This is a genomic window from Thermosyntropha lipolytica DSM 11003, assembly GCF_900129805.1.
Classification (GTDB): domain Bacteria; phylum Bacillota; class Syntrophomonadia; order Syntrophomonadales; family Syntrophomonadaceae; genus Thermosyntropha; species Thermosyntropha lipolytica.
Genome location: NZ_FQWY01000029.1, coordinates 13,606 through 27,928, shown reverse-complemented (window position 1 = coordinate 27,928; position 14,323 = coordinate 13,606). Strand labels below are relative to the sequence as shown.

The following is a 14,323-nucleotide window of genomic DNA, read 5'->3' as shown; positions in this document are numbered from 1 at the left end:
CAAGATGGTTCAGATTCCTCTATGGTCGATCTCTACCGCAGTTGAAAATCCTGCCGATTGGCGTTTGGATGATATATAAGTTTCTAAGTTTGCGTCAAACCTCGGGCTAGGTATTACAGAAAATTATCCATGGGATCGCGGGTATCAGTAAGAATATCGCGGCTCAGCTTGTTGCCATCGGGTAAGCTATAGATTATTACGAAATCCTGTTGCTTATTTATTACTGCCAATATTTCTTTTTTTAGTAAAAGCATTTGTCCCTCAGTAATATCTCCTTCAAAAACTGACTTTTGCACATGTACCAGATATTTACGACAGGTTTTCATTATTTTAACCAGTCGACGCTTTCCTTTTTCGTCATCTGTACTAATGTCATAGATTAAAATTACCCTGATATTTATCACCACCAAACTTTCATAGGAGTAAAAGTTACTTCACCCAACAAGTGTTTTATAAGCTTATACAGATCCAAACGTATTAGGCTTTTATATCGTATCTTTCGTTTGAGGCTCCTATGAGTTATAGTTTTCTCCATTAATTCTTCAAATTCCTTTACAAATAAACGCCTGCCTTCCTCAGTAAGGTAGACAAAATTTATATTATTATCAAAATGTTTTTCCTGAAGCATGTTTAGGTTAATAAGCCGAAAAATGAGCCGATCTACTAATACGGGCTTGAAAATTTCTGCAATATCTAAAGCGAGCGAATAGCGGCGTTCGGATGGCTCATGCAGATAACTGATTGTAGGATTAAGAGCTGTGCGATGTATTTCTTTTAGAATAGCAGTGTACAGTAAAGCATTGCCAAATGAAATCAGGGCATTTAAAGCATTGCCTGGAGGTCTTTTACTTCTTCCCTGGAAATCCCAACCGGTTATATCTGCCCAGTTTGAATAATAAATTTTGCGGGCGTGTGCTTCGATACTCATCACTTTTTCAATACTAGAGGCTTCACCGAGGAGTTTGCGATAGTCATCCAAACAGTTGCAGCTTTCTTCGTATTCTCTTTTTTCTAGATTTCGCCTGATATTATGGATAGCTCCATCTACCAGGATTCTAGCCAGCACCAGGCGTTTTTTTTCATCTAGATAGTGTTCTACCTGTTTCACAATTAAAAAACCTGACAAAAGAGCATCGCGTGGTATGAAACTCCCGCTATAATGGCCGTAATAGTTAAAAAAATGGACACATATCTGTTTCTGGCTTAGAAATTCAAGTAACCTGGTATTCAAATCCATTTCGCTAAAACAATATATGTGGTCAACGTCTTCTACGGGGATTATGCGACGTTCTTCCGAAGTCTCGAGTGCTAAAGTGTCGTCTTTGCGTCTCAACCGGCCGGAAGAGAAAATGTAGTATGTTCGGCTTATAGGAATCGCCTCCTTTCAAGCATAGCAAAAATCAAAGTATGCACAGCGTGAGCAGAACTTTTTTGTTTTCTTTGGTGGCAGAATTGGTTTTTTCAATATTTCTTGAATGCCTTTAAGTACCTGCATAAGCTGTATGCGATCATTGGCATCAAATTCTACATTAACTTTTCGCATACTTGCTGGATAGTGAATAACACCTGAAAAACAATTAACACCCTGACACTGCAAGTAGTAAATATAGTATTTCAATTGCCAAATGTGCGCTTCCTCAAACTTTTTGCTTTTTTTGATTTCGTGGACATAAACCTGGTCGTTGAAGCGAAGGAAGTCTATTTTTACAGTGTCAAAGGTTATTTCTCTATTACGTTCATGCTTGAATCGTGCTTCGTGTAAAATCTTACCTTTTATAACATCTGCATTCCCTGATACATTTTCCATATTAATTCCTTTAGCAAAAAGCCATAGCTTGCGGTGGCAGATGAAAAAATAAGATACCATAGTACCTGTAATGGCCAGTTCTTGTACCTCTGGGCTATTTTTATCTTTCAAAATACATCAATCCTTTCTCAGAGTCATAATGTATATGGAATATTTTAAGTTCTGCCAGCCAGCGTTCCAGTTTATCCCTTACTCTTTCACGCGCAAAAGAGTCTAAGTTCCCGGGAATCATTTTTTCAATATCTAAGTCTGAGTAATATCTGTCTTCGCCTTTGCTGAGCGCGTAATAAGGACAGCTGACCACAAACGCGGGTAATATGCTGGTTGCGAGTTCCAGATAATTGAGTTTTTCCTGGTGATCAGATACCCATTGCCGAATAGTGTAATAAAAGTCTTCTGTCATTTCTGCGGGAATACCTTTGATATCAGTTATGTTCCTAAATAATTTCATGGCATCACGTCTCTTTTCAGAACAGTAGCCATGATCTAATATTTCCAGTGTTTCATAATACTGGTTAAGATAACTTCCCAGATTCAGATTGGATGCGGAGCTGTTACTATTTTCTAGTAAATTATATGTGTGTTCTATCCAGTGCTCTTTCATTTTCTCGCTCAGCAATAAGTCTTTGCCTTCCATTTGGCTTGCTTTATCACAAAGTGCTTGATTAATTCCTTTTGTATCCTTCTTTTTTTTGCTTGTCTTCTGGTGGAAGCATAAATGCCAGGAGTCGTCAAAAGTTTTAAAATCCGCTGCTTTAACAAAATAAGCGGGGTTTTCAAAAGCATTGAGCAGAGTCAGGAGTGATAAGGCACTAAGGTCACGATCATAGACTCTACCTATGCCAGATGATAGTATGGCATCATTTTCTGGTGCATTTTGCTTTGCCTGTTTGCCGGCGTTTATCATTATTACAACATTGGCTTTGTCGGGAGCATTATTCCCACCTTTACGGGCAAAACGACGAAAAACTCTTCCCATTCGTTGGACCAGGCTGTCTGCTGGTGCTAACTCGGTAAACATGATATCAGCATCCAGATCCAAAGAGGCTTCAACGAGCTGAGTCGTTACAACAATGCAGGAATCGATATCGCGGTCAATTCGGTTAGGCATATAAGTATCGACGACAAGTTTTTCTAGATACCTGCGTTGTTTTTCGATGAAGCGAGAGTGTAGTAATGCCGTTCGAATATTTTCATCATTATTTATCCTGCTTTTTATCAATTCGTAAATAGCACAGGCTGCACGAACAGTATTCATGATAACTAGTACTTTCAATCCTGAACGGGCAGCAGAAAGTATGTCATTTATAATGCATGCATAGTCTCCATCATGGACCGTTACCCTTATCCTGTGTCGGGTGGATTTAGCAATTTTTTCAAAGCCAGGATTGTCGAGCAATCTAACAACCTGGTGGTCATCTAAACCGACTCTTTCCTTTAAGGTTTTTAGAAGAAAAGGAGGTAAGGTTGCTGTCATTACTAGAGTTTTACCTCCGAAAAACACATTTTGCTGCACAAGATGTGTGATTATAGCAGCAGAGCGAGGATTGTAGGCTTGAACCTCATCGATAACCAAGGCTCCATCCATAAGTGTGGCAAAGATTCGCTCATATCCCGGGTACCTGAGTGCTGCAGGAGCAATTTGATCAGCGGTGGCAACTATATAAGCTCTGGTCAAATGACGTGCCATATCGAGAGCCTGCCGTTTTTCCCCTTCGAAGTCTTGATGCTGGTTCGATGTTTCGCGCAGGAACAGTTCGAGAGCGGCATCGCTGTGGAGCAGGGTAGTCTGATCTATGCCCATAAAGTCTGCTGTGCGATCGAAAATTTTATTGACAGCTGCGCGCATAGGTAATGTTATCAGGTTTTTTCGTCCAGCGCCCCAAAGATAAGCAAATTCGGTCTTACCAAAACCTGTTGGGGCCACTAGTATCATATTTTCCCCTTGTAATGACGAATTAACGGTAAAAAAATCTACCTGCCAGCAAGTATTTTTCCCAAAGTGAGCTAAGAGCTTGTTTTGCATCTGAGCTGGTGACAGTGGTTTGCTTGTTTCTATATCAGCAATACTCAAGCCTGTTCCACCATCTTCTACTAAAGAAGCAAAATGATCAGCCCGCATAAGATTTCCGGCAACAAATGTACGCAATTTTTCTATCTCTTCCTTCTGTTCTCCATTTTTGAGCCTGATGGGAAGGAAGCTCAAGGCATAAGGAGGGATAAGCAATCCTGCGTCTCCGAGGTTATTGTATTGCAGATACTCTGTTAATACAAAGTTTATGCCTATAGCTTCCACGCTTAGATTAAATACCGAAACAAATTTATCCAATTCTTCCTTAATTTGATTTATTCGAGCATTCCAGCAATCAGAGGAATTATACAGCTCATTAACTTTTTGCCTGATTTCCGGGGCTCTGTATCCCATAAATAAATCAGGAAAACTGTCTCGCCAGTGATGAAAAGCAACAGCAGAAAGAATTATAGCAATGGATGATGGAGACAAAGACAGGAGTTTTTCAGGTTTAAACAACAATATTGAAAGTAGGCCATGAGGGATTTCACAGCCATAATTTGCCTGGATTTTGTTTTTTTGTATTTTGGCCTGAAAGACAGGGTCTATTTTTCCTAGATCGTGAAACAAGGCTGCATATTGGAGGGCCTTCCACCATTCTTCCGGGAAATTTCCACGCGAACGTTCCCGTAGAACGGAAATAGCACGCAAAACATCTACCGTATGTTCAACCAGTGTAGTACCGGAACTCTTGCCCAGAACTGGTTCCATTGCTCTCTCCTCCTTCCTTGGCAATAGTTGCCATATAAACCGGAATCCCTTCTTCCGGGTCGACAAACAAAACAGGCAGGCAAAATCCTGACAAAAGAGGGATGGAAGTAGAGCAAAGCTTAGCAGGAATATGACTAAAGTTGCGAATTAAGGATTTACTGGATGGTGTTTTAATCAAGCGATATGTGGAAGTTACTAAAACAGCAGTTCCTTGCATCTTCTGATACAGTTCAGCATATTTATCATGATTTAAGTAATGTTTTAGGCCAAAGGCAGCACTTGGAGCTGGCAGCCACTGATAGTAGCAATTTGCTTTTCTAAAATCGGCAATCTGGTTAGAAACCTTTAAGTCTATTTTAGTCATAGATTCAACCATGGCCCAGTCTTCTGCCCGGCCAAAATGTAAATGACTTAACCATTTTTCCGGGGTATTAAGGTTGGCACAAATATTGTTTAGAACCGAACTATCAGAATGGTATATGTATAGCAGGGTTTCAACATCATTTAGCACTTCGATTTTAATAGGAGTCTGACTGCCGGGATGTTCGGGCTTTTCCTGCCAAATCCGGTTGTCGGTGCTAACAAACCTTTTTTTGTGTTGAGCTGAATTTAGATTGCGCAACCATATATATTCGCTAGTCACATAATCATGTCGTGACAATATTCCTAGAGCCAGTGTGCTATGCAACATTTGATTAATCTTGTCCTTATTGCCTAAAATATTGCAAAAAAATCCGATAACTGTTGAATAAGGTGGCAGTGGATATGTTTTACGGGGATTACCGCTGTGAATGACCCGAAAATGAGCATTTGGCATGAAGACCTTTATTTTCAATACATTTATTGATTTCACGTATTCTCACTGCTCCTTTTTTGGATAAATAGTATCCAGTACTGTTTGCACTGAAGACCAGGGGCTTACGATATCAGGTTTGCTTTGATTTGATAGTTCGCCATCGAGGGGCAGGATGCCATCATACCATGCTTTCACCACATATTCGTTATTCAGTGCTTTATTTAGTGTTTGTGTATTGATATACCCTTTGTTTAGGAGTACAAAGCTATTGAAAACGGGTACCGGAACTTTTAAAACACCTGCCACAAAGAATACCGGAACTAATCCATAATCCTCAGTGCTGGAGTGCATCTCCGAGCCATTTTTCAGAACAGTCAAAACCTCAGTTACACGTTTTTTGTGTTCATTTTCATTTACAGCAAATGTGATTCTGCTGGCATTTTTATTATCCACTAAACCTATCAGGCCATAGCAATTTTCATCACTACATTGTACCTTATACCATGTTGCTTTTTCAGGTAGTTCCTGGCGAAACTGCTTGACATTCTCTACCTCATCCCGGGTTGCTTTTGGCAAATCACTAACCCATTTTTTAAAATTATCAGGTATGGCCTGTATAAAAATGTCCTGATAGCCAAAACGGTAAAGGTCGAGAGTAAAGGATACGCGATAATAAGAGTAATGCTCCTCTTTGGAAAAGGGGTTAGGATTAGCCTCAAGTCCCTGGGCTTGTGCTCGTTTAACCATGTCGTGATTAGCATAAAAGGCCATATCTGCCTGCCACGGTTCTAATGATATAGCCTTGGTAATTCCCAAAGGAGCCTTGCGGATGATGGTCGAACTACTTTCTGATTCCTCATCATCGTTCGCTTCAGATTTCTTTTGAGAATTTTGCTTCTTCGAATCACCAGTTACCATAAACCCAAAAAGGTCCATTTCGGGATAACTTACAATATTTGCTTCAGGAAAATAGAATTGAATGACTTCTTTTTCTTTCCCCTTTTTATCTTTTTTGGAAGTATTAACAGGGGCAGGCATCCAATCATAAAGTGAGTTTAGGGTTTGAAAAAGGTGATGGCGAATAAAACCACGGCTAAGAAAAGAATATGTTCCATCTGATCGTGATAGTTTTTTAATAGAAGCGATATTTCCGGCTAGATTTTCATCTCGGTTAATGGCAGAGGTCTCAAAAACTATCGTAGCAGTTAATCCTTTAACCTGCATGTGAGCATTCCTCCTTTGGTTAGTCTTGGTGATTTTCTGGAGCCTTTAATCCAGAAATATAAGCATAAATACCGCTTTTAAACAAGTTAGCATCTTCAATATTGAAAAGATCGGCTAGCACGCCTGGGAAAGGCATCTCATTAACTACATAAGTTCGCAGCAGCAAGTGATATACTTCTGCTTTTTTGTTAAGCCTGGTTAATTCCAGCAAACGGAACACCAGGTTGTTGTCCAGTGCTAAAGGGGCATTTTTAGCTTCGTTACGAATTTTCCACAGGTCAAGCATATTTGTATACCTCCTTTCTTCGGAACTATTAAGATCAAGCTTTTTCACCTCGGCATAAAATTCGATCAAATCTACTACAAAAGTTAGGGAATCTTTATTTTTCTCCTTTACAATAACCTCCGGATCATTACTCTCATTTTTTCCTGTCCGTAAAACGCGCAGCGATTTGTAAATAATGGTAAGCAGATAATCAAATCTTTCTTCCAGAATTATTTCCCATATAATAGGCTCGGCGATTCGGGAAATCAAAGATGATATCTTAGGAACCATAAACAGCCTTGCCAATCTTGGCGAAACCGGATGATGTTTTATTTTGTTGTTCATAAACACAATAACTTCCAGGTTTTGTAATCCCCAGCTTCCAACTCCGCTTCTGAGTTGAGGGTCGTAGCGGATAGCATTCAGGAGTAAGGTGTAATGTGATGTCTTTTGCTTTCTGGTTTTAGCTGTTAGCAAGCTATTTAAATGCCAGTTGAGCATCAGTGAATCGGAATTAACAAAAAAACCATAACTATACACGATATGAAAACATAAAAAATATGATCTACAGTGTCTGCACATTATGAAATTCGGATTGCCATCCCAAAAGCCGTTGGGAAACTCAGTGATTGAGCTTCCGAAATGTGCAGAAATTTCACGGATAAAAAATTGTTCTTTTTCTTTTGCATGTACATCTAGCTGACATAGTGCATTGCAAAAGCTGCAATGCACATTTCCGCCATTTGCCAGAGAAAACCAGTTGTTGAGAAATTGGATTCGGGATGTTTTATCATTATGTGGTAAAAGATTGGGATAAAAGGTTTTATTAGACCCCAGATAACTATTGCAGGTTGCTTTTATCAGTTCATGACTGTTACTGAAGTTTGATGATGATTTTTTAAGCAGAGCCTGACTTTTTTGTATCCACCACCAGGCAATCCTTTTTAAGTCGGCTATTTCATTTGGAACTTCATTATATTCAAGATTTCTGTACCGTGCTGGCATAGGAACTGTACAAGGATTGAAGATGGCATTGGCCAGGTCACCGGGAATGACTGCACGCCCGTCCTTATGAAGAATCTCTTCTTCAATAATCCTGTTACCGTCCTCGCCTATGCCGTGAGCGATTATCTCCATAAAGCCTTGAACGCAAGCATTGTAGTACCATGAAGATGGATATATTTCAATATCTTTCATAATTCTTTAACCACCTCCAGTAGTCCGAAGCCTTGACCTGATCGTACCCCCAGACCATAATCATAGATAAATTGCAGACATCGAGGATCGCCGCTTAAAGTAAGATTACCCTTTAAAGTGGTGATTTTGCCGCCATAGTGTTCACATACTCCCTTATGCAGCTGGCGGTAATCGGATAGAGTTACTGGTTTTAATGGGATGCCGTTTAGGCCAGGATAATGCTTTTTGAGAAATGCTAACCTGGTTTGCAAGTGAGTATTTATAGCTTCCTCAAGTGCTGATTTATCGCAGCAGGGAGCCAGATAACTATCTTTCCCTCGTAATACTAGATGACCAACAGTCTTAAACTCAACTATTCTGGATTTGATTTCACGATTAGGCATCAGGGTTATATCTTTAAGCTGCAAATCCAGTATGGTGCGCTTTCTTTTTATGGCAATTGCTCCATTGCATATGTCAGTCATCAAATCATAAAAACCTGTAGAAAATATTACCGAGATGGGAGGCCTGACTATCATAACCTTGTCCCCGGGAATTATTTCTATAACTCGGCCAAACTTGACTCCAAAGGTATAGGGGCTGTATCCAGGTTTGTCCTCATTAAACCTTTCGTAGTGAGGAGAATTTGCTAAAAGTGTTTTCAATAAGGAAATAAAATAGCGACGAAAATCCAAAGGTATAAGTAATGTTTGTTCGGCTTTTACAGGATATAAATCGAATCTTACTCTCATTAACATCACCCCTTTTGCTGTATAGATGTATAATTCTATGTTTTCACTACAGCTACTAGATATATTGACAAGCAGAAATATTCTTTGTACCGATGGCTAGACCAGGGTTTTGCTTATAGGTACATTTATCTGGTGCCGGATTAGAAATTTGCACAAATTTAATTTCCTGTAAAAATTATGTTTAAAATTAACAGTCAAACCATAAATCATCCTGTAAATTGCCGAGGAAACTAAAAATAAAGGCATTGTTTGTTTATCTGTTCTGGATGGTTTTGAATTTATTGTTTGAAATTACGCAATACTTTCTTATTTCCCTTCCAGGTTAAAGTTAAAAACATCAACAAATTCCGTTTATTTGTGCTGATAAATGCTATTTTTCGGCAATAAAATTTGCATGTTAAGCAAATTTATTACTCTTTATCCCTTCACGAGCTCTATAGCCTACTAATTTCTTTAATTCCTCCTTCACACCATGACTGAATAATTGCTTTCCCGAAAAAATTGCATAAACAAAAAAACCTTAAGCACCGAAGTGCCGCCGGTTTTTAGCAGTTTTTCCGCCTATGATCTATTTTTTTCTTGTTTCCAGGATTTTCTCATGAATTAAGCCTGTGCTTACATGGTTTAAAACCTAATGATAAAGTAGTAATGGGTTAGGATATAGATTTTTTCTGTTGAGGAGAGAATATAGGTAGAACATAATCTCTTTGCAGCTTGTTGGCAAAGTAGATCAATGTTTTGCCTAAAGCAGGGACTTTTTTACTGCCCGGAAGAACTGCTTTCTAGCTGTATATATCCTGAAATATCCGTACCTGCTTTCCACATCTGAAAATTAAATCCTAATTCTTTTTCCAGGGTTCGTTCGTAATAAACCAGCCCTTCATTTTCTTTGTAGACAGATATTTCTTTATAAACACCGCCTGGAAATGCTTTTAATCCTTCTACCCTGGTTTCCGTCCTAATTTCCCGCTTGCCCTGTTCTCCCTCGATTTTAATTATTTCTGTTTGGGCTTGATATTTCTTCCCCTGGTAGGTAAAATTTTGCGTCCACCTGTTTCCTTCCTTGAGAGGGGTTTTTAAGATTATTTTATCCGGGATAATAGAGTGATTAACTGCCATTTTGCCTTCTACGGTGTGGATAAGCCTATCTGGTTTGACCGTAAATACTTCCGTAAAAAGGAACCAATCCTGATCAGGGTTTTCTCCACCGCTTAAATCCTCAATTTCGCCACGGAAGAAGACTTTTCTAGTTGTCCCTTCTTTTTCTTCTTTAACCATATGCAAAGTATGCATATACTCCAGAGTGCCTTCATAGCGGGTTTCTTTTTCTGAATGGATAAAGGCAGCCAGGTTTTCTCCTTCCGGTCGGCAGCCGGCAGCCAGCACAAAAATTAAAATCAGAAAAACAGGTAATACATTATGTTTCATCTTGATTTTACCTCCCATATAAGTATGAAAAATTTTGCCATGCTAAATTACTACCTTATTTCTTATACTCCTTTTAGCTATTATAACTTTCAGTTTGGCAAAAACAGAAAAACAAAAAAATTCTGGATAAATTTATTTTTTATAAAATTGGGAAGGAATATACAAATTTTTTACCGAAATAACAGGATACAAAGCTCTAATTTTTATGATGGTTATATTTGAAAAGGAGGGGTAAAAAGCGCAGCTTAAGGCTATTCGGGAGTTTACGGAATGGCAGGAAAATGCAGCGGCTACGGAAGAAGCAGCTGCTGCTACCGAAGAACAGACTGCTTCTATCCAGCAGGTGTCGGCCAGTGTTGACCGTTTGCTGCAGGAAGTAAAAAGGTTGCTTACCGAAACCTCGGTTTTTCGCGTATAGATGATGGCAAAGAGATGAATTTTTCCGCAGCAATTTTTTCATGGATTAGTAAAAACAAGCAGGAATTTGCAGAGAAAAGAAGAAAATACAAAATAATACCTGTCGTATAATTTGCTCCGGTAAAGGATAGTTTCCCCTTATTTCTTCCCGGATAGGATGCCGGCAGCCGGGTTTTTCTTCATTTCTAGATCACAGGCGTGAGAGGAGGAATATTTATGAAGTCTCTGCGCACCCGCTTTATCATGATCAGTACAGCAAGTGTGCTGATTATCTGTCTCCTTTTTGGTGTTATCTCTATTACTGCCAGTCAGAAAAGCTCGCTTACAAGTGCCCAGGAATCGATGCTCATGCTTACGGAACAGATAGCCCAGGTAGTAAAGCTCAATATAGAAAAACAGATAAGCTATCTGGAAAACCTGGCTGAAAACCAGATAATAACGGATGAAACTCCCTGGGAGCAAAAGGTAGCTTTTATGGAAAGAGAGGCTAAGCGTTTAGGTTTTAAGTATATCGGCTTCAGCGACCTTAAAGGAAATGGCTTTCTCTTTAATGAAGCCAGGACAGGTGCAGATATAAGTGACCGCAGCTATTTTCAAAATGCCCTTAAGGGACGGCCGGCTTTTTCTTATGTGGTGAACCGGGGAACCGGTACCCATGACCTGGCCATAGCGGTGCCGGTGAAAAGAGAAGGCGAGATAATAGGTCTTCTCTTAGGCTTTGTTGATGGTGACCTGCTGAGCCAGATAGTAGAAGAGGTCAAATTCGGGAAAACCGGCTATGTTTACATAGGAAACGGTGAAGGGACAGCTATTGCCCATGCCAACCGTGATCTGGTATTAAGCGAATTTAATCCGATTAAGGCTGCTGAACAAAAACCGGAGTTTAAAGAGCTGGCAGAAGCGGTTGCCAGGGCTTTAAGCAGTGAAAAAGGGACGGCGGAATATACTTTTAATAATAAAAGGGTGATAATGGGATATCATGGCCTGGGTAACGATGACCGCTGGTTTGTAGCGGTGGCCATTGCTAAAAATGAAATCATGGCCCATGCCAATAAGCTCAGGCAGACTATTATTATTCTGGTAGCTTTCCTTATCCTGTTCGGTATAGCCCTGGGCATCATAACCAGCAGACGGGTAGTAGGGCCGATCATAGTAGCCATGAAGTATTCCCGAAGGCTGGCTGACCTTGATTTGAGCCAGGATATGCCGGAAAAATACCTGAAGAGGCCGGATGAAATCGGGGATTTTGCTCGCGCTTTTCAGGAACTGATCGAGAAATTGCGGACAACAATAAGCGGGATTACGGATGCTTCATCCAGGGTAGCCTCTTCTTCCCAGGAGATGACGGCTGTAAGCGAACAGACCGCAAGGACAGCGGAAGAAATTGCCCGCACCGTAGAAGAAATAACGAAAGGAGCGGTAAGCCAGGCGCAGGATACGGAAAAAGGCGCCTTAGAAATAAATGCTTTAGGAGGGGTAATCGAGGAGAACAGCCGCAATATACTGGAACTGGTTAAGGCGGTGGAAGAAGTAGATAAGCTTAAAAACGAAGGATTAGAGACTTTGCGTACCCTGCTGGCCAAGACGGAGGAGAGCAATCAGGCAGCAGGACAAATATTTGGCGTTATCGAGGAAACCAACCAGAGTGCAGAAGGAATAAAGAAAGCGAGCCAGGTAATCCGCAGTATAGCAGAGCAGACGAATCTTTTAGCCTTGAATGCGGCTATTGAAGCAGCCCGGGCCGGGGAAGCGGGGCGCGGATTTGCCGTGGTAGCAGAAGAAGTGCGTAAACTGGCGGAAGAATCAGCCAGCTCTATCCAGGAAATCGAGAATATAATTGATGAGCTTTCCCTTAAAACCAGGGATGCGGTAGATGCCATGCTGGAAGTTAAGAAGATTGTCGAGGCACAAACCGCAAGTGTAGACTCTACCCGGGAAAAATTTGAGGGCATTGCGCAGGCCGTGGAAAAAACCGCAGATATAATAAGCAAAGTTAACCAGCACGAACAGGAAATGAACCGGAAAAAAGAACAGGTACTGGAAATAATACAAAACCTGTCGGCTATTGCGGAAGAAAATGCAGCTGGTACTGAAGAAGCAGCAGCCTCGGTAGAAGAACAGACTGCAGCTATTCAGGAAATAAGCCGGGCCAGCCGGGAGCTTGCTCAACTGGCCGAAGAGATGCAGGAGGAGGTAAGAAAATTTAAACTGCAATAGGAAAATAAAACTAAAAAGCGGCAGTTCCCTGGCTGCCGCTTTTTGCATGGCTTATAATATTAACCACAGCTGGGGCAGGAAGAACATCCGCCGCCTTCTATCTGCTTATCAGGTGTAATCATAAGGCGGATCATGTCCCCGGAGCGGAAGGATTTAATGGTAAAGCCGCCGAAGAGGTTTACCAGATCCTGTTCCACGATAAAAGTTAACCCGTCGATTTTCTCTTGGACATCATCATCTTTTGGTCCATCCAGGACCAGTATAAAACTCATGCCGCCTCAGCCAACCTGGGCATCGATGCGCAGGGTATCGCTATCTATATTCTGCCTCTTTAAAAGGGTCTTGATGTCTTCTATGGCTGAGCTTTCTACCTTTATAGCCATTCTATTACCACCTTTCTCTGGGAAGTAGGGTTTTATACCCCCTATGGGTAGTATATATCAATAAAGGTTATTTAGCAAGCGAACTTCTGAGAAATAAAGCGATGTTATAAAAAGAATAACTGGCTATAAATGATTTTTCTATGCCGGGGCGGGAAAAATGAGGGATCACTGGTATATAGATGCCGGCTTTTCCCGCTGGCTCTGGCTCGGGGTAGAAGTTTTTAATCCTTATCTTCCAGTCCTTCCAGGAAAGCTTTTATGCTCTCACCCAGGGCTATGCGGTTATAGCCTCCTTCCAGGACGCTAAAAAGACGGCCCTGACATTTATCCCGGGCAAAATTTCCCAGCATTTTTCCCAGCTCATGGTAGGCAGCAGTAGGGAGCATTCCTCCCCAGTCATGTTCGTGCCGGTCAAAACCGGCTGATACTGCTACCAGATCACAGGATCTGCTTTTGAGGAAGCTGGATAAGTTTTCATATACGGTTTCCGGCGTGCGGCCGGGGATATGGAAATATTCTACCTGGGGATTATCTTTAAATATTTTGGCTGTGCCGTCCCCGAAGTGCAGGTCAAAATCAATGATAAGCGCTTTTTTTATTTTTCCCTCCATAATAAGCTTTTGGACGGCAATAGCAATGTTATTAAAGTAGCAGTAGCCCCACTGGAAGTCTTCGCTGGCGTGGTGTCCCGGGGGACGGCAGAGAGCAAAGGCCATTTCTCCGGCTATGGCATACTGGGAAGCCAGGATGGCTGCTCCGGCGGCTAATTTGGCCGTATTATAGAGGACTTCATCAGTTCGGGTGAAGTATATAAGAGATGGCACATGAACGAGCAGGATATCCCTTTCCTCACAGGGGGAGGGTTTCACAAATTCGTATTTTCCTTTGAGAAGCTTATAAGCATGGTCTAATCTTCCCGGGTCAGCAGCCGGTTCGATGGCATAGGAAGTGAAGAATTCTTCACTGAAGATTATTTTCATAATTCCCTCTCCTCTTACCATATGGTAATTTTATTTTAAACCTATGGAAAAATTTTCTCAATATGATATTTTCAGCCTGCAGGTGAGAGCCAAAAG

At 40.9% G+C, this 14,323-nt stretch carries 12 protein-coding genes; 1 reads left to right on the top strand and 11 read right to left on the bottom strand.

Annotated elements, in window-relative coordinates; genetic code table 11:
* Positions 1 to 113: 113 nt before the first annotated feature.
* The 9 genes from cas2 to BUB92_RS08150 all read right to left on the bottom strand — a co-directional run bounded on the left by cas2 (position 114) and on the right by BUB92_RS08150 (position 10,230).
* A complete protein-coding gene (cas2, locus tag BUB92_RS08190; RefSeq protein ID WP_242939028.1) occupies positions 114 to 404 on the bottom strand; it encodes a CRISPR-associated endonuclease Cas2 in 291 nt (96 codons plus the stop codon).
* Positions 401 to 1,351, bottom strand: a complete 951-nt coding sequence (gene cas1b, locus BUB92_RS08185) for a type I-B CRISPR-associated endonuclease Cas1b (RefSeq protein ID WP_278280517.1) — start codon at positions 1,349 to 1,351, stop codon at positions 401 to 403. The genes cas2 and cas1b overlap by 4 nt, the downstream gene beginning before the upstream one ends.
* A gap of 33 nt (positions 1,352 to 1,384) precedes the next feature.
* Complete coding sequence (gene cas4, locus BUB92_RS08180; protein WP_242939026.1) at positions 1,385 to 1,918, bottom strand: CRISPR-associated protein Cas4; 534 nt, start codon at positions 1,916 to 1,918, stop codon at positions 1,385 to 1,387.
* On the bottom strand, positions 1,908 to 4,589 hold the full coding sequence (locus tag BUB92_RS08175; protein WP_073092687.1) for a CRISPR-associated helicase/endonuclease Cas3: 2,682 nt from the start codon (positions 4,587 to 4,589) through the stop codon (positions 1,908 to 1,910). Before BUB92_RS08175 ends, cas4 begins: the two co-directional genes overlap by 11 nt.
* Entirely contained in the window at positions 4,546 to 5,442 is an 897-nt protein-coding gene (gene cas5b / locus BUB92_RS08170; protein WP_073092684.1) for a type I-B CRISPR-associated protein Cas5b, read from the bottom strand. The genes BUB92_RS08175 and cas5b overlap by 44 nt, the downstream gene beginning before the upstream one ends.
* 6 nt (positions 5,443 to 5,448) lie before the next feature.
* Positions 5,449 to 6,609, bottom strand: coding sequence for a type I-B CRISPR-associated protein Cas7/Cst2/DevR (gene cas7i / locus BUB92_RS08165; protein WP_073092681.1), 1,161 nt, complete (start codon positions 6,607 to 6,609; stop codon positions 5,449 to 5,451).
* A gap of 19 nt (positions 6,610 to 6,628) precedes the next feature.
* Complete coding sequence (cas8a1, locus tag BUB92_RS08160) at positions 6,629 to 8,071, bottom strand: type I-B CRISPR-associated protein Cas8b1/Cst1 (RefSeq protein WP_073092678.1); 1,443 nt, start codon at positions 8,069 to 8,071, stop codon at positions 6,629 to 6,631.
* A complete protein-coding gene (locus tag BUB92_RS08155; RefSeq protein WP_073092675.1) occupies positions 8,068 to 8,802 on the bottom strand; it encodes a CRISPR-associated endoribonuclease Cas6 in 735 nt (244 codons plus the stop codon). The genes cas8a1 and BUB92_RS08155 overlap by 4 nt, the downstream gene beginning before the upstream one ends.
* A 759-nt stretch (positions 8,803 to 9,561) precedes the next feature.
* On the bottom strand, positions 9,562 to 10,230 hold the full coding sequence (locus BUB92_RS08150) for a hypothetical protein (protein WP_073092672.1): 669 nt from the start codon (positions 10,228 to 10,230) through the stop codon (positions 9,562 to 9,564).
* A 633-nt stretch (positions 10,231 to 10,863) separates the two neighbouring features.
* Between BUB92_RS08150 and BUB92_RS08140 the strand changes: the two genes are divergently transcribed.
* Entirely contained in the window at positions 10,864 to 12,864 is a 2,001-nt protein-coding gene (locus tag BUB92_RS08140; protein WP_073092666.1) for a methyl-accepting chemotaxis protein, read from the top strand.
* A 59-nt stretch (positions 12,865 to 12,923) separates the two neighbouring features.
* Here BUB92_RS08140 and BUB92_RS08135 read toward each other — a convergent pair whose 3' ends face one another.
* Entirely contained in the window at positions 12,924 to 13,136 is a 213-nt protein-coding gene (locus BUB92_RS08135; protein ID WP_073092663.1) for a hypothetical protein, read from the bottom strand.
* Between the two features lie 332 nt (positions 13,137 to 13,468).
* The gene (locus BUB92_RS08130; protein ID WP_073092660.1) at positions 13,469 to 14,227 is read right to left on the bottom strand and encodes a histone deacetylase family protein; all 759 of its coding nucleotides are present in this window, start codon (positions 14,225 to 14,227) and stop codon (positions 13,469 to 13,471) included.
* Positions 14,228 to 14,323: the final 96 nt, after the last annotated feature.

What these genes read in the sequence shown, in the direction of transcription:
- BUB92_RS08130 (WP_073092660.1), bottom strand. Translation starts at nt 14,227, where the DNA reads ATGAAAATAATCTTCAGTGAAGAATTCTTCACTTCCTATGCCATCGAA.
- BUB92_RS08135 (WP_073092663.1), bottom strand. Translation starts at nt 13,136, where the DNA reads ATGAGTTTTATACTGGTCCTGGATGGACCAAAAGATGATGATGTCCAA.
- cas7i (WP_073092681.1), bottom strand. Translation starts at nt 6,609, where the DNA reads ATGCAGGTTAAAGGATTAACTGCTACGATAGTTTTTGAGACCTCTGCC.
- BUB92_RS08175 (WP_073092687.1), bottom strand. Translation starts at nt 4,589, where the DNA reads ATGGAACCAGTTCTGGGCAAGAGTTCCGGTACTACACTGGTTGAACAT.
- BUB92_RS08140 (WP_073092666.1), top strand. Translation starts at nt 10,864, where the DNA reads ATGAAGTCTCTGCGCACCCGCTTTATCATGATCAGTACAGCAAGTGTG.
- cas8a1 (WP_073092678.1), bottom strand. Translation starts at nt 8,071, where the DNA reads ATGAAAGATATTGAAATATATCCATCTTCATGGTACTACAATGCTTGC.
- BUB92_RS08155 (WP_073092675.1), bottom strand. Translation starts at nt 8,802, where the DNA reads ATGAGAGTAAGATTCGATTTATATCCTGTAAAAGCCGAACAAACATTA.
- BUB92_RS08150 (WP_073092672.1), bottom strand. Translation starts at nt 10,230, where the DNA reads ATGAAACATAATGTATTACCTGTTTTTCTGATTTTAATTTTTGTGCTG.